The 16,036-nt window shown below is 66.2% G+C and carries 16 protein-coding genes and 1 pseudogene; 9 read left to right on the top strand and 8 right to left on the bottom strand.

The window, feature by feature from the left end; genetic code table 11:
* Window position 1: 1 nt before the first annotated feature.
* A complete protein-coding gene (locus AC6EH9_RS17595) occupies window positions 2-1,078 on the top strand; it encodes a taurine ABC transporter substrate-binding protein (RefSeq protein WP_498424960.1) in 1,077 nt (358 codons plus the stop codon).
* Window positions 1,071-1,856 (top strand): ABC transporter ATP-binding protein, encoded by a 786-nt coding sequence (locus tag AC6EH9_RS17590; RefSeq protein ID WP_498424958.1) that lies wholly within the window; start codon window positions 1,071-1,073, stop codon window positions 1,854-1,856. Before AC6EH9_RS17595 ends, AC6EH9_RS17590 begins: the two co-directional genes overlap by 8 nt.
* 18 nt (window positions 1,857-1,874) lie before the next feature.
* Here the strand turns inward: AC6EH9_RS17590 and AC6EH9_RS17585 are convergent, their stop codons facing one another.
* The 3 genes from AC6EH9_RS17585 to AC6EH9_RS17575 form a co-directional block, all read right to left on the bottom strand.
* On the bottom strand, window positions 1,875-4,016 hold the full coding sequence (locus AC6EH9_RS17585; protein WP_498424957.1) for an oxidoreductase: 2,142 nt from the start codon (window positions 4,014-4,016) through the stop codon (window positions 1,875-1,877).
* A 75-nt stretch (window positions 4,017-4,091) separates the two neighbouring features.
* Window positions 4,092-4,328: a hypothetical protein gene (locus AC6EH9_RS17580; protein ID WP_498424955.1), complete on the bottom strand. Its 237-nt coding sequence runs from the start codon at window positions 4,326-4,328 to the stop codon at window positions 4,092-4,094.
* 267 nt (window positions 4,329-4,595) lie between these two features.
* The gene (locus AC6EH9_RS17575; protein ID WP_498424954.1) at window positions 4,596-4,721 is read right to left on the bottom strand and encodes a hypothetical protein; all 126 of its coding nucleotides are present in this window, start codon (window positions 4,719-4,721) and stop codon (window positions 4,596-4,598) included.
* A gap of 607 nt (window positions 4,722-5,328) precedes the next feature.
* Here AC6EH9_RS17575 and AC6EH9_RS17570 point away from each other — a divergent pair.
* From AC6EH9_RS17570 to AC6EH9_RS17560, 3 genes are all read left to right on the top strand, one after another.
* The gene (locus tag AC6EH9_RS17570; RefSeq protein WP_498424953.1) at window positions 5,329-6,351 is read left to right on the top strand and encodes a hypothetical protein; all 1,023 of its coding nucleotides are present in this window, start codon (window positions 5,329-5,331) and stop codon (window positions 6,349-6,351) included.
* A 62-nt stretch (window positions 6,352-6,413) separates the two neighbouring features.
* Window positions 6,414-6,956, top strand: a complete 543-nt coding sequence (locus tag AC6EH9_RS17565; RefSeq protein WP_498424951.1) for a hypothetical protein — start codon at window positions 6,414-6,416, stop codon at window positions 6,954-6,956.
* Window positions 6,953-9,193, top strand: a complete 2,241-nt coding sequence (locus tag AC6EH9_RS17560) for a hypothetical protein (RefSeq protein ID WP_498424949.1) — start codon at window positions 6,953-6,955, stop codon at window positions 9,191-9,193. Before AC6EH9_RS17565 ends, AC6EH9_RS17560 begins: the two co-directional genes overlap by 4 nt.
* 150 nt (window positions 9,194-9,343) lie before the next feature.
* Here AC6EH9_RS17560 and AC6EH9_RS17555 read toward each other — a convergent pair whose 3' ends face one another.
* Together AC6EH9_RS17555 and AC6EH9_RS17550 are read right to left on the bottom strand one after the other, a co-directional pair.
* Window positions 9,344-9,832, bottom strand: a complete 489-nt coding sequence (locus AC6EH9_RS17555; RefSeq protein WP_498424947.1) for a hypothetical protein — start codon at window positions 9,830-9,832, stop codon at window positions 9,344-9,346.
* Between the two features lie 178 nt (window positions 9,833-10,010).
* Entirely contained in the window at window positions 10,011-10,853 is an 843-nt protein-coding gene (locus AC6EH9_RS17550) for a hypothetical protein (RefSeq protein ID WP_498424946.1), read from the bottom strand.
* Between the two features lie 59 nt (window positions 10,854-10,912).
* On the opposite strand from AC6EH9_RS17550, the pseudogene AC6EH9_RS17545 reads away from it, so the two are divergent.
* Both AC6EH9_RS17545 and AC6EH9_RS17540 read left to right on the top strand, forming a co-directional pair.
* A pseudogene (locus AC6EH9_RS17545) lies at window positions 10,913-11,350 on the top strand (hypothetical protein); the annotation flags it as partial.
* 598 nt (window positions 11,351-11,948) lie between these two features.
* Window positions 11,949-12,488 (top strand): YaeQ family protein, encoded by a 540-nt coding sequence (locus tag AC6EH9_RS17540; RefSeq protein WP_498424944.1) that lies wholly within the window; start codon window positions 11,949-11,951, stop codon window positions 12,486-12,488.
* Window positions 12,489-12,678: 190 nt separating this feature from the next.
* Here AC6EH9_RS17540 and AC6EH9_RS17535 read toward each other — a convergent pair whose 3' ends face one another.
* Together AC6EH9_RS17535 and AC6EH9_RS17530 are read right to left on the bottom strand one after the other, a co-directional pair.
* Window positions 12,679-12,858, bottom strand: a complete 180-nt coding sequence (locus AC6EH9_RS17535; protein WP_498424942.1) for a hypothetical protein — start codon at window positions 12,856-12,858, stop codon at window positions 12,679-12,681.
* Window positions 12,859-13,104: 246 nt separating this feature from the next.
* Window positions 13,105-13,506 carry a VOC family protein gene (locus AC6EH9_RS17530; protein ID WP_498424940.1) on the bottom strand — a complete coding sequence of 134 codons (402 nt, stop codon included), beginning with the start codon at window positions 13,504-13,506 and terminating at the stop codon, window positions 13,105-13,107.
* 173 nt (window positions 13,507-13,679) lie between these two features.
* On the opposite strand from AC6EH9_RS17530, the gene AC6EH9_RS17525 reads away from it, so the two are divergent.
* Window positions 13,680-13,979 carry a hypothetical protein gene (locus tag AC6EH9_RS17525; RefSeq protein ID WP_498424938.1) on the top strand — a complete coding sequence of 100 codons (300 nt, stop codon included), beginning with the start codon at window positions 13,680-13,682 and terminating at the stop codon, window positions 13,977-13,979.
* A 140-nt stretch (window positions 13,980-14,119) separates the two neighbouring features.
* Here AC6EH9_RS17525 and AC6EH9_RS17520 read toward each other — a convergent pair whose 3' ends face one another.
* Window positions 14,120-14,638, bottom strand: coding sequence for a GNAT family N-acetyltransferase (locus AC6EH9_RS17520; RefSeq protein ID WP_498424936.1), 519 nt, complete (start codon window positions 14,636-14,638; stop codon window positions 14,120-14,122).
* 112 nt (window positions 14,639-14,750) lie between these two features.
* On the opposite strand from AC6EH9_RS17520, the gene AC6EH9_RS17515 reads away from it, so the two are divergent.
* The gene (locus AC6EH9_RS17515) at window positions 14,751-15,791 is read left to right on the top strand and encodes a hypothetical protein (protein WP_498424934.1); all 1,041 of its coding nucleotides are present in this window, start codon (window positions 14,751-14,753) and stop codon (window positions 15,789-15,791) included.
* The last annotated feature ends 245 nt before the right edge of the window (window positions 15,792-16,036 follow it).

Raw genomic sequence — 16,036 nt, 5'->3', positions numbered from 1 at the left:
AGTGATCACACCATCCCGGCGAGGTGCGGCCGCCCTGGCCGCCGCCGCGCTCGCGCTGTCCCTGTCCGGCTGCGTGGAGTCAGGACGCAGCACCAGCGCCGCGGCATCGGAGTCCGAGTGCCCCTGGGAGCCCGACGAGTCGGTGACGGCCAGCGCCCGCATCGCCTGGCAGCCCATCCCGAACGCGGACGTGGTGGTCAAGGACCTCGGCCTGCTGGAGGCCTGCATGCCGAACGCGAAGATCTCCTGGGTCCAGGCCGCCTCCGGGGGCGACGTGGTGAAGTACTACGGCTCCGGCGACGTCGACCTCGGGCTGATGGGCTCCTCCCCCGCGACCATCGCCTCGTCGAAGCCCGTCGTCGACGACGTCGACCTCTCGGTGGTGTGGATCCACGACGTGATCGGTGACGCGGAGTCCCTGGTCGTCAGGGACCCGGCGATCAAGGACATCAAGGGGCTGAGCGGCAAGAAGGTCGCGGTGCCGTTCAGCAGCACCGCCCACTACTCGCTGCTGCAGGCCCTGACCGACGCCGGGCTCGAGGCGGGCAAGGACGTCGAGGTGATCAACCTCGACCCCGACAAGATGCCGGCGGCCTGGCAGGGCGACCAGATCGACGCCGCCTGGGTCTGGGACCCGGTGCAGAGCCAGCTCCTCGACGACGGCGGGACGCGGCTGCTCTCGAGCGCGGACACGGCGGAGGCCGGGCGCCCGACGTACGACCTGGGGACCGCCAGCACGACGTTCCTCGAGGAGAACCCGGAGTTCATGGCGCAGTGGGCCAAGGCCCAGGACCACGCGGTCGGTCTCCTCAAGGACGACCCGGACGCCGCCACCGAGTCCATCGCCGCCGTGCTCGGCATCGAGCCGGCTGCCGCGAAGACCCAGATCAAGGGTCTGACCTTCCTCACCGCCGAGGAGCAGGCCGGTGACGAGTGGCTCGGCGGCAAGCTAGCCGAGGACCTCCTCACCACCGCCCGCTTCCTGCTCGACCAGGGCGGCATCGAGGCGGTCGGCACGCAGAAGCAGTACGCCGAGCACGTCGACGCCGCGCCTGCCCGGAGCGTGAGCGGTGGCTGAGCCGGCGCGCAGCGGGCACCAGCGCGAGGTGCAGTTCGAGGCCGTGTCGCATCACTTCACGGTGGGCGGCACCGCCATCCCCGCGCTCGGCCCCGTCGACCTCTCGATCCGGCCCGGCGAGTTCGTGACCCTCGCCGGGCCGTCGGGCTGCGGCAAGACCACCTTGTTGCGTCTGTTGGCGGGGTTCATGACCCCGAGCGCGGGCGCTGTCCGCGTGGGCGCCGAGCCGGTGCGCGGACCGGGCGCCGAGCGCGGCGTCGTCTTCCAGCAGTCGACGCTGTTCCCCTGGCTCTCCGTGCGCCGCAACGTGGAGCTCGGCCCGAAGCTGCGCGGGGTGGCGTCGCGCGAGCGCGCCGAGATCGCGCGGCACCACCTCGAGCTGGTGGGGCTCTCGGAGTTCGCCGACCACCGCCCCTACGAGCTCTCCGGGGGCATGCAGCAGCGGTGTCAGATCGCGCGGGTGCTGGCGAACGAGCCCGACATCGTGCTGATGGACGAGCCGTTCGCCGCCCTGGACGCCCTCACCCGGGAGCGGCTGCAGGAGGAGCTCCTGGAGATCTGGCGGGCGACGGGCCGCACGATCGTGTTCATCACCCACAGCGTCGACGAGGCGGTCTTCCTGGGCTCGCGGGTGCTGGTGATGAGTCCGCGTCCGGGCCGGATCGTGCTCGACTGCCCGGCGGTGTTCGGTCAGGGCCGGCAGCCCGCCGCCGAGATCCGCGGCCTGCCGGAGTACGTCGCGCTGACCGAGCGGGTCCGCGAGGCCATCGCCGCCTAAGGGCCTCGCGCCGGGCGCTCAGAGCGCGCGCGCGACCCGCCAGGCCGAGTGCACCGCACCCTGGATGTAGCCGACCTCGCCGGCGTCTCCGACCACCTCGACCGGGATGCCCCGCTCGACCAGCTCCTGCTCGAGCGGGGCTCCCGCCGCCACCTCGGAGGCGACGACGACCAGGTCGGCCGGGGCGAAGCGCTCGTTGCCCTCGTGGTCGCGGTAGCGCACCGCGGTGGGGGTGATCTCCTCCGCGGTGGCCTGGCGCTCGATCTTCACGCCGTGCTCGGTGGCCGTGCGCACGGTGTTCCAGCGACGCGGCAGCGCCATCGGAAGCCCCGCCTGGGCGCCGCTCTCGAGCACGGTGACCGACTTGCCTCGCTCGGCGAAGAACTCGGCCAGCTCCAGGCCCACCAGCGAGCCGCCGATGACGGTGACGTTCTTGCCGACCGGCAGGAACGCCCGCGTCGCGCGGCGCATCAGCTCCGGGTGACGGGTGGCTCCGGTGAGTCGGCCGGCCCGCGCGGCCCAGCGCATCAGGCGGCCGTTGCGGCTCTTGTCGGCCTGCGGGGCCTCGCCGGTCCCGGTGAGCAGCGCGCGCAGCGAGTCTCCGGTCTGCACGTGCGCCAGCTGGGCTCCCGGGATCGCCGGCAGCCCGCGGTGTGCGCCGGTGGCGAGGACCACGGTGCTGGGCCGCAGCGCCGCGATCGACTCCGCCGTGGCCCGCTGCCCCAGCTGGACGACAACGCCGAGCCGCTCGAGCTCGTGCTGCTGGTAGTCCAGGAGGGGGCCGTTGGGCGGGGTGGTGAGCTGGGAGAACCAGGCGGAGCCGCCCAGCCGGTCGCCCGCCTCGACGAGGGTCACGCGGTGGCCGCGCTCGCGGGCCACCCGCGCCGTCTCCATGCCGCCAGGGCCGCCGCCGACGACGACCACGTGCCGCGGGGACACGACGGGCAGGAACGTCGCCTGCTTCTCGTCGCCCAGCGCCGGGTTGACCGCGCAGACCGGGGTGTCGTCCCAGAAGTTCTGCTCGACGCAGACGTAGCAGTTGATGCAGGGGCGCACGGACTCGCGGCGCCCGGCGCGCAGTTTGTTGACCAGCTCGGGGTCCACCAGCAGCTGGCGCCCCATCGCCACGAAGTCGGCGTCGCCGGAGGCGACGATCTCCTCGCCGACCTCGGGCAGGACCCGGCCGACCGCGATCACCGGGATGCCGACGGCGGCCTTCACCCGGCGGGTCTGGTCGCGGTAGGCGCCGACCTGGTTGGGCAGCGGGCCCTTGAGGAAGTCGCGGAACGGGTTGCGCCCCCAGCCGGTGACGTGGATGGCGTCGGCTCCCGCGGCCTCGAACAGGCGGGCGGCCTCGATGCACTCCTCGGTGCTGAGTGCGCCCTCCTCGCCGAACTCCTCGCCGGCCACCCGGACCAGTACGGCCAGCCGGTCGCCGACCATCGCCTTGACCGCGGCGATGACCTGGCAGGCCAGCTTCGCGCGGTTCTCCAGCGATCCGCCCCATCCATCGGTACGCCGGTTGTCGGCGCTGCTGAGGAAGCCGCCGAGGATGTAGCCGTGGGCGCAGTGGATCTCGATCGCGTCGGCGCCGGCCTCCATCACCCGACGTGCCGCCTGGGCGAACTGCTCGATCAGCCAGGTGATGTCGTCCTCGGTCGCCTCGCGGTAGGACGGAGCCTTGCCGGCGGTCACCCCCGCCATCAGCCGCAGCTCCTCAGGGGTGTTGTCGCGCAGCGAGCTGAGGTCCTGCTTGCCGACCGGCTTCGAGGGCACCAGCATCGGCCGGCCCTGGAGAGTGTCCACCCGGGCGACCTTGCCGTGGTGGGTCGCCTGGACGCACAGCAGGGAGCCGGCCGCGTGCACCGCGTCGGCGAGCGCCTTGAGCCCGGGGATGAACCGGTCCTCGGAGAGCGCCGGCTCCTTGAGGCTGGTGGCTCCGACCGGGAACGCCACCGCCGAGGCGGAGGTGATCACCATGCCGGTGCCACCTGCGGCCCGCGCGACGTAGTGCTCGATGTCCTCCGCGACGATCTCGCCCTCGTGGCACACGTTCATGTCCATGGCCGGCATGATCACCCGGTTCGGCAGGGTGATCGGGCCGATCCGGCCGGGAGACAGCAGGTGGGTGAAGCTCTGTCCGGTTCGGCGAGTGCGCATTCTCCGGACTGTAGGGCCGGGTCCGCCCGCCGTGGGCGTCGGCCCCGGAGAACGGGACATAGACGATGTCAGGGTTCAGCGCTTCTCGACCTCGGCGCGGGCGGCGGCCATCGTCCGCCGCGCGATCTCCTCCGCGAGCGCAGTGGGGTCGTCCAGTCCCCCGGCGGCGAGCCACGCATGGTCGAGACACATCTCGAAAGAGCCTTCGCGAGGCACGCCTGAGCTGCCTCTCCCCGCCTCGGGAGTCAGCAGGCTCTGGTAGGTGATCGTCATGGTTCTTCCGTGCTTGTTCTCGCGGACGTCGAAGCTCACGGCGCGCACCGGCGGCCAGGTCAGATCACCGTGTTGCTGCTCTTCACCGAGGATGTCCCGCGCTTCGCGAAGGAGTGCGTTGATGCCCGGGTCCTTGCTCCAGACCGGCTCAGGAGGTGGATCGGTGAACGTCGGCTCTTACCTGATGTGGTAGCCAGGACCGAGCTCGTCCTTGAGTCTGGCGGCCAACGCTCGACCACGCTCCTCCCAAGCATCGTCGTCCAAGGTGTCGAGACCGGACTCGAAGTCCTGGTACTCCTGCGACCACTACAAGATGCTGTCCCGCAGGTCGTCGCTGATCGGGAGTAAGTACTCCAGCTCGCCGCCAAAGGGGCCGTGATCCTCCAGCGCATAGCTGTTGCCCATCTCGCTGTGGGTGAACCAGATCCACATCGGTGGCTCCGGAAGCTTCGAGCCCATCGACGGACCTCTTCTCATCCCGTGCCCCAACAGGGGCTAGTCCGTTCCGCCACCGTCACCTTTGTACCTACGGCGGGAGACCGCCGACCTGTCATCGCCAAGGCGTGCGCAAGGTGATGGGCAGACATATGTCCTTTCGCCCAGATTGATGCATGGGCAGTTCCGCCGAGACCTACACCATCGGTCGAGTCGCAGCCTTCACCCAGCGCAGCATCTACGGTGCGACGCGCGAGCTGGACGGGAATGGTGCGCTACTCCGGTTGCCCAACTTGAACGACGCCCGGGATTCCTGAACGACGCAGTCTTATTCGACCCCGTCGATCTCTGACCACCGCTAGGCTCGCCGATCAATGCACCTCATTCGGGATGGCTTCTCTAACGTGATGGTTATCTACAAACGCGAAGGTGCCCGTGGTGGCGCCCGGCTTACGCATGCGCGGCTGGCGAGTCAGCAGCCATGACTTCGGCCCCGTCCGACCATGCGGCGCTCAGTGTGGGTAGCCGTATCGCCCAGATTGACTTCCGGCTCCACCTTGTGCGGTGCGGCGGCGACGACGGTGCGCGCCTTGACTTTCATCGCATGCTGTCCGCGCTCATCGGACAGATCTACCCCGCCGCTACCGAGGTTCGCGCCGACCCGGGCGACTGGGGAATTGACGTGTTCGCCGGAAGCTTGGTGGACAAGGTATCCATCTGGCAGTCCAAGTACTTCTACACCGACATCGGCGACTCTCAAAAGAAGCAGATTCGTGAGTCGTTCGACTCGGCGATGAAGCACGCCTCAAGAGAGCAGTACCAGGTCGAGGCGTGGACCTTATGCGTAGCGTGCGAACTTAGCGGGCCCGAACGAAAGTGGTGGGACACCAAGAAGAAGGCCTGGGAGAAGCAGTACCCCGGACTCAGTGTCGAGATCTGGGACGCCCCGATCCTGAGACGCATGCTGCTCGCCCCCGAGGCAGTCAGCGTCGTGGCGGAGTTCTACCCCGATGCTGGCGCCCGGCCACCCGCCGATCCGGCAAGTACGGTTCGCCCGGTCTCCGATGAAGAAGCGCCCGAGTACTCGTCGGCACTCTTCGTGCGCCAACTTCGCGAGGCAGGTATCACCGAACTCGACGCGCAAAGAACTGCGTACTTCAATGCCGACCTGCTCGTCCGAGACGTCGAGGCGAGAGCTATGCCGAGCGAACTGGCCGCCGTGCGCGAGATCGACACGTCGCTGGTCGGACAATGGGAGGACGCCGTTGCTGACCCGGCCACCGCTCCGACTTCCACGGAGTACCAGCAATCGGCGCGTCGCCTATTCGCGCAGGTGATGCGGACGACAGTGGCGTTCGCCCCACCACCCGAGCTTCCCGTCCGGCCCCTCCATGTGCGCGGGCTGATGCATCGCGCCGTAGAGGACGCGCGAGCGGGTTGGGTGCACGATTGGCGCCACGTAGCAAACAAGCATGCTAGCGAATCCACAAGCACCAACACAGATGTTGGTGCCGGCCCTGGCCAGGCAGGGGAACGCGGCGGCGCCCTGGACGCAGAGAATCCCAACGCCATCAGCGACTTCGCGCCGGGCTCTCCGCCCCCCGAATCCGAGGAGGAATTGGTGTGACGACGGCATCACAGGCCTTCGGCTGGCCACTTTCTCGGTCACATGCTCCCGAGGAGCACACCGTGTTCCGGCTCGCCCAGCTGGTGATCCTGCTCGGTGAAGTTGCCCCGGCAGACGGAAGGACGATCGACCTCGAACGACTGGGCTACTACGACTTCTTCGCTGCGAACCCCTTCGTTGTAGTCGACGCAGACGACATGAGAGCCCGAGCCCGGCTGCATCGTGCGGCGTTCGACGAACGGCAGCTGACGTACGCGTCGACCGGTTCACGGTTCGCCAACCGGCGCAAGCGGCTGCAACACGACTTCGCCCTCCTCGTGGCTTACGGACTCGCTGAGCGCCGCTCTGACGGGTCTGGCCAAACCGTGCTAGGCGCCGAGTTCGTCGCCGGACTCACCGCCCTATACGTCGACCAATACCGCGAGTCCGTCAACGTCGTCCACGGCCGCCTGAAGTCCCTCAGCTCCGCAGCGCTCGCGCGCCGGGCCCGCGAATGGCTTCGGACACCCTCCCTCGTACTCGACATGTACGGCTCCGCGGACGCGGCGGACACAACAGGGCAATCCTTCTCGGACAACCGCTCGACGCCTGGAGAACCTCAATGAGCGTGGAACCCGTCAACGCTGATCAGCCGACCGAACAGGTGCGCGAAGACACCAGTTCTGAAGCAGGCATAACCCCGACCGCCGGTTTCAACCTGCCGCCGATCGACCGCGGCCTTCGAGTTCGCCGGCTCCTGCTCCACGGCCCCGGCGACACCTTCACAGTCGAGTTCGCCGACACCGAACCCGATCCCACCAATGAGGACGCCCCACCGCCCACCGGGGCCGCCTGGCCGCTCAGCGTCATCGCCGGCCGCACAAACACCGGCAAGACCAGCGTCTTGCGGTTCATCGAGTACGTCCTCGGCGCCAAGGACTACCCGGCCCACTCCGAAGTCCTGAGGCAGGTGCGGTCCGCGGCCCTCGAAGTACAGACGCCAGACGGCATCTTCACCATCGAACGCTCCCTCAACGCCGCCAGCGTCCACGTTTACCCGGGCCCAGCCGCCTTCATCGACCCACTCGCAGGCACCACCTACATCGTCGAGCCGACCAGCGACCCAGAGTCCATCTCCCAGTTCGCGCTCACGACCGTGGAATTGCAGGACGTCGAACTAAAGGAAGCGCCGACCAAGGACGAGTCGGGCACCGATCGCATGAGCTTCCGTGACCTGATGTGGATCTGCCTCTACCTGAACGAACGGGTCGGCAGTCAACAGCTCTTGCATGCTGGCAACGTTATGAAGAACCTCAAGCTTCGCCAAGTGGTCGACGCCGTCTTCGGGGTTCACGACAACGAACGAGCCGACCTGGCCCGGCGAGTTAAAGACGCCGCAGCGGCACTTGAGGCACAACGGCGTTCGCTCGAACACCTGACGGAGTTCGTGGCACAGCAGCAGCCCAAAGAAGGCGAGCAACTCGCGGCCGAGGCCAAGGAGCTCGACGACGAACTGATGACGGTTCAAGACCAGCTCAGGGAACTCGAAGGCCGCGAGCGAGCCGCGTCCAACTTTGCCACCGAGATGCGCCAGTTCCATTCCAGCCTGGCCGTTCGCGCCACGCGCTCTTCTTTCCGTGTACGTGACCGCATATCTCTCTTGGACCGCTTCGGATCTCTTCGCGCCCAGTACGCCGATGACATCCGGAAGTTAACGATGCTCGTAGAAGCCGAGACCCTGTTCGACCAACTGTCCGTGGAGATCTGTCCAGCATGCTTCAGCCGGCTAGTTGAGACGCCTCATCTTCAGAACGGCATCTGCAGCCTCTGCCATACCGACACCAAGCCCTCCGACGAAAGTCAGTCTTCGGCAATCGCTCAGAACTCGACCAAACCCACGGTCGACGCAGACCTGGCCGGCGAACCCGTCGAAGCTGCTACCAAGGAGCTGCGTGCCGCGAAGCGCCGCTACAAGGAGCTCGACGAGTACTGGCAGAGACTCAGCACCGAGCTAGCCGCCCTGCGGGTCACAGCAGAGGAAGACGCAGCCGCCGAATCCGACGGCGCGGCTCGCCTTGACGCGGCGACAAGGGATGCGCTGAGCCCGTACATTGCCGAACGAACCGAGCTCAGCACCCGACGCCAGGCGACCCTGGTCCAGCGGGCTCAGGTCGCCCAAGGCATCAAGCTGCGCACCGGCCTTGAGGCCCGCCAAGCCGCGTACGCGCGCGCCGCACGGCATCTCGAAGCGCTCCGCAAACAGCAGCGTGAAACCAAGCAGCGCCCCGATCGCGACCGGGTACTGGCTGACATCACCGCTCGCTACGCCGCGATTCTGCGAACCATCAAGTACCCGAAGGTCGAGGAGGCAGGCACCCTGCCGCCCTTCATCGACAACCAGCTCATTCCTCACGTGCGCGGGCAGCACTTCAAGGAAGCCAGCAGCGGCGGTCAGGTCCTGGTGACCCTCGCGTGGGCTCTGGCCGTGTTCGAGGTTGCCTACGAGACCGACGCGGCACATCCCGGCATCCTCATGATCGACACCCCTCAGAAGAATCTCGGCGGGCAGGCAGAAGACACGGAGTTCGCCGACATCCATCTCGTCGAGAGGCTCTACGACCACCTCCTGGACTGGCTGGACAAGGCCGGTCGGGGAGCGCAAGTCATCATCGTCGACAACACGCCTCCGGCCAACGCCGATGAGCACGTCATCATCCGATACACCCGGGACCCGGAGAACCCGCCCTTCGGGCTCATCGCCAATGAGGTCGGATCTGGCCCCGAGAATGACGTCGACGCCGTTGCAGACGACAGCGACCCAGCCAGAACACCGGACCCGACGGACCCGTCGGAGGACTCGTGAGCCCGCACCACACCAGATTCGGGTTGTCGCAAATCCATGGGGACCTTTGCCTTCTCCATCTAGCTTTGCCGTCTATACGTCGGCGCTTTCGTCCGTGCGCATGCCGCAGTCCCCGCCGAACGCCGGCTCGATCGACCGCGGACGAACCGACTAACTCAAGCGCGCCGTTGCTACAACAAGCGCGATCGTTGCCGCAGCCAATACGACAGTCGCTATGACGAGCACAGCTGTCCAAGTCTTGAGCGCGCGGGCAGTGCCTTCTGCGTTCTTCGCAATGGTGTTGCTTTCTGTCGCAAGGCTGTGCATTCGGTCTGAGTGGACGTCATCTCTAGCCGACCGAACAAGATCGTTGAAGTGGGCTTCGTACGCCCGACTGTCAGTAAGTAGCCCGCGAAGAAAATCCTTCTCGCTGTCCGAGACGCTTCGAGCCAAGTAGGTGTAGATCTCGGCTCGGTCGTCACCCATTTGCTTGCGTGCGCGAAGCAGTTCCGATTCGGTGCCTGCGGCCAAGGCGCCTAGCACCCGCCGCTCGCTGTCTGCCGTGAGCCCGACCTGGAACGACAAGGCGCCGAACTTGTAGCGGTTGTAGTCAAGCATGTCGCTGTTGGAACTCTCGACGATCTCGCCCGGCCCTGTCATGACCGACATCCTTGCAGAGGCCGCTAAGCAGTCGTCGAATGTCGCCGGCCGCGAAGATGCGTCATACCGCCGCGTTCGCTGCCGCGCCGGTCCGAACCGGGTTCACGCCGAAGATGTCTGCCACCGTGACCGCCAAGCTCGCTATGTGAACATAGAATCTTTCGCTTAGGCTCCGACTTCAGGAATCACTCGACCCGAGAGCGGGTGACTCTCCATTCATCATCTTCATCGCGAGCGCAAGCATGGCGAATGCTGCACTTGGGTCGGCTGTGATCCCAGGGTTTTGCTCAAGGGCTCTCTGTTCGAGAACAGTCAAGCGCCGGGCCAATACCACGGGGGTGGCTGCCCCCGGTGGCAAAAACTTTACGACAAGGTTGCCGCCAACCTGGATGCAGCCGCTGTCGGAATCCTTCAGGCCCTGGATGAGCGTCTGCATGCTCGCGGCGTTGATGGCGTCGACCTCCGCCCGCGCCTTTCCAATGAGGGCGAGGCTAATGGCGGCGTCAATCTCAGCCGCCTTCTTGCGAACGATTTCTGATTCCGCCGCCTTCTCAACGTTCCCTTTAAATAGGCGCCAGATCGATCCTAGCCGCTCCTCTGCAACCGTTGGCTGATGGACCCCCGAGTATTCAGCCAATCTCAGCAGGCTCTGCTGGAACAGCCGCAGATTCTTGTCATCAAAGTCGCTTAGGTAGAACGATACGTAGGGGCTGACCTGACGCGGTCGACCACTCCGCTGGTATCGCGATGCCAGGGTTACTCGATAGGTGTGGACCGTGGGGTCAGCGCTCTTTGTGCGAGTGATGTGATACGGCGCTGGCGCCCAGCTCATGCGTGTCTGCTGTCGGGGAGCTCGACCACCAGTAAGTCCCTGGCGCCGCCGCCGACGTTCCTCGAGGTCGTCGATCCTGCGCTCGATGATGGAGACTTCACGAGGCGACAAGGTTGGGTCGTTCAGGGCCCTGCGCAGGCGCGGCAGTGAGGTCGAAACCTGCAGCTTTCGTCGGGTGCTCTCCCTCATAAGCGAATGAAACCAGACGACCTTCGCATCTGTCGGCTGGAGCGCACGCCGCCGCGCCGATGATCAGAGGTGGTCGCACAACCACTACCTGCGTCAGGCAAGCGCCTCCGGTGCCGTATCGAAGGCGCACCCCGCCCCGCGAGACTTCCCGAGTGCGTCCTACCGCCGCCTGCGGACGCGCTGAGTCACGCCTCGGACTAGCGTCGCTGGCCAAAGAGCTTGGCGCGTTGGCGGCGGGCGGGCTGAGCCAAGCCAGCCGCCGCACGGAGCATCCCGTGCCCGACTCGACCGTCTTCCCGTTCCAGCCCACCACCATGACCACGGCCCAACTCGCAGCCGTCTCCTACCTCGCCCGCTACTCGGGACGCACGCACAAGCTCTACGCCTACCAGCTCGGGCGCTGGTTCACCTGGTGCGAGAACCACGAACTGGATCCACTCCTCGGTATCCAGCGTGCCCACGTCGAGCTGTACATCCACCAACTCGGCGAAACCGGCCTGATGGACTCCTCCATCGTCACAATGATGCACGGCGTCCGCGGCTTCTTCCGGTTCGCACACATCGACGGTCTGATCACTGCCGACCCGGCCGTCTACGCACGCCTTCCCAAGGTCCAACACGACGAGTCCCGCACCCATGGACTCGACCGACTCGAACTCATCCGCTTCCTCCAAGTCGCCCAGACCCTCACGGTGCACCACGGGGCGCTCGCATTCCTCCTCGGCATCAACGCCCTGCGCGCATCCGAAGCAGCCGCGGTACGCATCGAGGACTACGCGGAAACGCTGCGGGGACACCGAGTCCTGCACCTGGTCGGCAAGGGCAACAAGCCCGCCACCATGCCGATCACGATCCCCCACGCACGACCGAGCACTACGACCGCGCCCGCGGAAACTCGACCGACACGGCGTCCACTTCCTCACCGCCTACGTCGCTGGAGTGTGAACGTCCTGCTTCCCGTGCGCCCAGAAGGATATGCGCCGCTTTCCGAGGGAAGACAAGGCCTTGTCGCTGACACGCCGCGACGTTTCCTCGTTTCCCCCCGGCGATTCAGGCCATTCGACTTCAGGACGCGATGTAGGCCAGCATTGGCCCATGGCAGCCGGCGCGACGATGCACACGTTCGAGATCGAGCTGGCCGACATGGATCGGGGCGTCTACGAGCAGTTCACGCTTCGGGCGGCGCGGCATCCGTCGGAAACCGATGCGTACCTCGTGACGCGTGTGCTCGCCTACTGCCTCGAATACGAAGAGGGCATCGCGTTCAGCGAGGGGATCTCGGCGGCCGCCGACCCGGCGGTGCTCGTGCGCGACCTAAGCGGGAAGCTGCTGGCCTGGATCGAGGTTGGGGCGCCCGACGCCGCGCGCCTTCACGCGGGCAGCAAGGCTGCTGAGCGCACGACCATCTACACGCACCGCGACCACACCAGGGTGCTGGCGCAGTGGGCGGGCGCGAAAATACATCGCGCAAGCGAGATCGTCCTGCACAACTTTGATCCCGGGTTCATCGATTCCGCCGTGGACGCGATCGAGCGCCGCAACGCGCTCACGCTCACTGTTACCGAGCGGCAGCTCTACCTCGAACTAAATGGCGTGCACCTTTCGTCGGCGGTCCACGATCATCCGATCAGTTAGTGGCGCGGGCTCCCCTGGCTGGCGGCCCCGCTGTTGCCGAGCAGCACTTCATCGGTGCCAGCAGGGCACGCCCGCTCCACCGCGAAAGCGCTATCGCGCGCTGCCCTCCTAGTACCGCCGACGCCGCTTCAAACGCACATTGTGTACCGCAGCGGCCGGGCAAGGCAGCGGGCGGCATTGGTCGCTTTTGTCAGTCAGGTTCCGTGTTGCGGCTGGCCCCGGGGTCCTCTTCTGGTTCGAACGAGTTGGGTTCACCCATCGTCAGTTCGATGCCCTCCCCGCCACCCTCACCGTCCAGCGGGTCGCGCTCGGCGTCGTCCTGATCTTCGGGCGTCTGGGACTCCGATCCTTCAGCAGGCTGCTTGCTCATAGCTTCACCATCTCCTTTGTGCCTGATAAGACGCTCGCGCCGACCGACCTGCACGTCAAGCCCTACGGCGGAACGACGCACCATTGGCCTAGGCAGGGACTAACAGTGCCGCGAAACCTCCGACCGCCGGCGAGTCGTTCGGAGGGCCTCGCACAGGTTGCCAAGAAATCGAAGGTGCGTCCTACCGCCGCGAATCAGCGTGGAGCCGCGCAGTCGATCAGTCGGCGACGCCCCTGCCGTGTTGGCCTAGCCTGCGAACGTTGCGAAGGTCCAATGGTTACCGTCGGGGTCAGCCACCGTGAAGTCGCGCGACGGATAGTCGGTCTGGTCGACGATCTCACGCACGACTCTCGCGTCCAGTGAAATTGCGCGAGCCAACACCGCGTCTGGATCCGCGGTCACCACGTGCAGCGAGGCGGCCCCCGGCCTGCACGGCGTGGGTCGCTCACCGGTGCTTGAGAGCAGGATCCGCCCACCCTCGGGCCAGTCGAGCTGGCAGTGGTGAATGGCATCCACACGCTCACCGGGAATCAGAAGGTCTTCGACGAACCCGAGTTGGAGCAGCCAATCGCGAAGGGCCTGGGCGTCATCGCTGACGAGGCTCGCCCAGACGCTGTGCTGCAACACCCCACTAACCCGGACGGTCATGATTGTCAGCGTACGTCTCACGCGCCTGACAGTGCCTGCATCCTGCCGGCGCGCGGCACTGACAGCGACTTCCGCGACTGCAGTCGCAGTAGCTGAGCTGCGTCCTACCGCCGCGAGCCGGACGTACGGATCTGACGATGAGCGAGCCTCCCGAAACGCCGTAGGCTTCTGGGGTGTTCGAGTTCGAGGTCCAGAGTCCGATGCGCATCCGGCTCAGGATCGGCCGCCTGCACCTCCGCACCTGGCGGAGTCTGTTCGTGCGTCTCCCAAGGGGGTATCGCTCGTCTGAAATCGTGTACGGAGTCGAGCAGGAAACCGATGAGGGTGTACCCCTCATCCACTTCGGAGCCTTCTTTTCGGAACAGGACGCGACCACGCTCCAAGCGCGACTCGAACGGGAAGGCCGGACGAACCTGCGCATCAACCTCATCCCGGTCCACACGTCCGTAGAGGACTGGGAGTTCGACCGCTGAACGCCCCGCACCTGCCGCTGACGGCGCGCGGAACTGCCGATGAGCGTGCGAACGTCGAAGACGACGAGACCGGGATTTCGGCCGGGGCCGGGTCAAGCGACGGATCAGGGTCGTGCGAGATAGGCCGTCTTGGCGTCCGGCTAGAACCCGCAGGATCGGTAGAACGCGTGGGTCTGAGGGTCCTTAGACCCGGTGAGCAGCATGGCCTTGTAGCAGCCTGCGTTCCAGGCGCGCTGGAGCGTTGCCACCATGATCTGCTTCCCCAACCCGGTGCCACGCAGAGATTCGTCCACCACGACATTCTCGATCACTGCGTAAGGCGAGGCGTTCCGCGTCATGTTGGGGATGACGTTGAGATAGGTGGTCGCAACGACATCGCCTCCGACCTCCAGGACCAGCAGAGTCAGACCGGGGGTGTCCAAGATCGTCTCGAACACGGATCGCTCGGAGTCATCCTCACGGACAGGATCCTCTGGATGCAGCTGCCGATACAGGCGACGGATAGCACCAAAGTCCTCGCTGCGTGCTCCACGGATCACCAGGAAGGCGTAATCACCGCGACACCGGCCGACGCACTCATTTACCGCGATATGGGCGTCCTCGTGACGGATCGGATCGCGGAGCGTGCCAGTACGGGATCGGCGGATTCTGGCGGTCATCGCAGCAGTAGGTCGCCGATGAGTTCGATCGGCTTCTTTGAACGCTGGTCGTTTGCGGGGGTCGGTCGTTGAGCTCTCGGGCGAATGCGGTCCCGCTCGGTAGGTTCCCACCATGGTGAGACTGGCAACGACGGTGACCCTTGCGCTCCTGCTTGTCTCCGGCTGCGCCGACCCACAGGCTCAGGGCGGGGATCGCGTGGAGGCGACACCCCAGGCGCTGGCCGCGATCGCCGTCGAGCACACTGACATCGAGACGAACAGCATTGAGGGCACCACGGAGGAGTCCATCTCTGCCGGCATCCGATTCGGCGAGGACGACCACTTGCTCCGGGTCTCTGCCTCGGAGAGCGATCAGGACCCAGATTCCGACCCTTGCGGTGTCTTCACCGATCGCGGGACGTGCGAGGTGATGAGCACTGCCGAGGGCAAGGTGTTGTTGTATTGGGAGGACGAGGAGCCGGAGGAAGACCCCGGCATCATCATCGTCGCGTACAGCAACGGTGACAGCACCAACTCGGCCTACTACGCAGGCGACGCTGTCACCAGCGATCCCAGGAATCTCGAGCTGTCGGTCAGCGTCGAATCGATGATTGCCATTGTCACCGATGATCGTTTCGGCCTGAACACCACGAAGGAGTTGGCGCAGTCCCGGGTGTCCGGCTACACCGAGAGCCCCGCCGCAGTGACCGAACTGTCACCCCAGGTGATCGCCTCGAAGCTGACCAAGGCCTACCTCCACAGCCAGGAGCAGAGCGCATACGAGGTCGATGCTTCCCAGTACGGCGACGGGACGATCGGCGCAGGCGTGGAGTTCGCCGACGGCGCCACGGTCACCGGCTACTACTTGCTCGACTCCGACCGCGCCGTTGACTGCCCGCCCCGGTGGCGGTGCACGAAGGCGGACAGCGGGACCATTCTGCGAGCTGAGCAGGGCAACGAGCTCAAGGCTGTCGGGAACCAGTCTCCGGTCGGCTATCAATCCGTCTTCCTCAACGAGGACGGGTCTGCCGGGATCGTGGTCTGGCGCGGCCCCGTACCCCAATACGGCCTCCCCAGGTTCGAGGTGGACCTCATCGCCAGCTTGATGGGTGAGACCGGCACCGAGGACCAGGAGGACGTCGCCGAGATCGAGGCGATCTGGGAGGAACGCTGAGTCTCCTGCGGCGCAGTCCTGGGACTGAACAGCTCGGACGCGCCCGGACGCGTGCCTCAGTCGCCCAGTTCCGCCCGGCGCCGGATGGGTTCGACCGAAAGCGATCGTTTTCGGTGCGGCACACGACGGTCCACCGAAAACCCCTTCACAACGTCGCACCGGCTCCCGTGAAGCGCCCCAGGTTCTCGGCCGTTCCTATACGGGGTGCGGCTCTCGGTTGAGGGCAGCGTAGTGGGCTTGCTCGT

The organism is Nocardioides sp. Z21_20 (assembly GCF_059766585.1).
This window is presented reverse-complemented; position numbering and strand designations above follow the sequence as displayed.

What these genes read in the sequence shown, in the direction of transcription:
- AC6EH9_RS17515 (WP_498424934.1), top strand. Translation starts at nt 14,751, where the DNA reads ATGGTGAGACTGGCAACGACGGTGACCCTTGCGCTCCTGCTTGTCTCC.
- AC6EH9_RS17560 (WP_498424949.1), top strand. Translation starts at nt 6,953, where the DNA reads ATGAGCGTGGAACCCGTCAACGCTGATCAGCCGACCGAACAGGTGCGC.
- AC6EH9_RS17575 (WP_498424954.1), bottom strand. Translation starts at nt 4,721, where the DNA reads ATGTGGATCTGGTTCACCCACAGCGAGATGGGCAACAGCTATGCGCTG.
- AC6EH9_RS17570 (WP_498424953.1), top strand. Translation starts at nt 5,329, where the DNA reads ATGCTGTCCGCGCTCATCGGACAGATCTACCCCGCCGCTACCGAGGTT.
- AC6EH9_RS17585 (WP_498424957.1), bottom strand. Translation starts at nt 4,016, where the DNA reads ATGCGCACTCGCCGAACCGGACAGAGCTTCACCCACCTGCTGTCTCCC.
- AC6EH9_RS17540 (WP_498424944.1), top strand. Translation starts at nt 11,949, where the DNA reads ATGGCAGCCGGCGCGACGATGCACACGTTCGAGATCGAGCTGGCCGAC.
- AC6EH9_RS17535 (WP_498424942.1), bottom strand. Translation starts at nt 12,858, where the DNA reads ATGAGCAAGCAGCCTGCTGAAGGATCGGAGTCCCAGACGCCCGAAGAT.
- AC6EH9_RS17520 (WP_498424936.1), bottom strand. Translation starts at nt 14,638, where the DNA reads ATGACCGCCAGAATCCGCCGATCCCGTACTGGCACGCTCCGCGATCCG.
- AC6EH9_RS17555 (WP_498424947.1), bottom strand. Translation starts at nt 9,832, where the DNA reads ATGACAGGGCCGGGCGAGATCGTCGAGAGTTCCAACAGCGACATGCTT.
- AC6EH9_RS17530 (WP_498424940.1), bottom strand. Translation starts at nt 13,506, where the DNA reads ATGACCGTCCGGGTTAGTGGGGTGTTGCAGCACAGCGTCTGGGCGAGC.
- AC6EH9_RS17550 (WP_498424946.1), bottom strand. Translation starts at nt 10,853, where the DNA reads ATGAGGGAGAGCACCCGACGAAAGCTGCAGGTTTCGACCTCACTGCCG.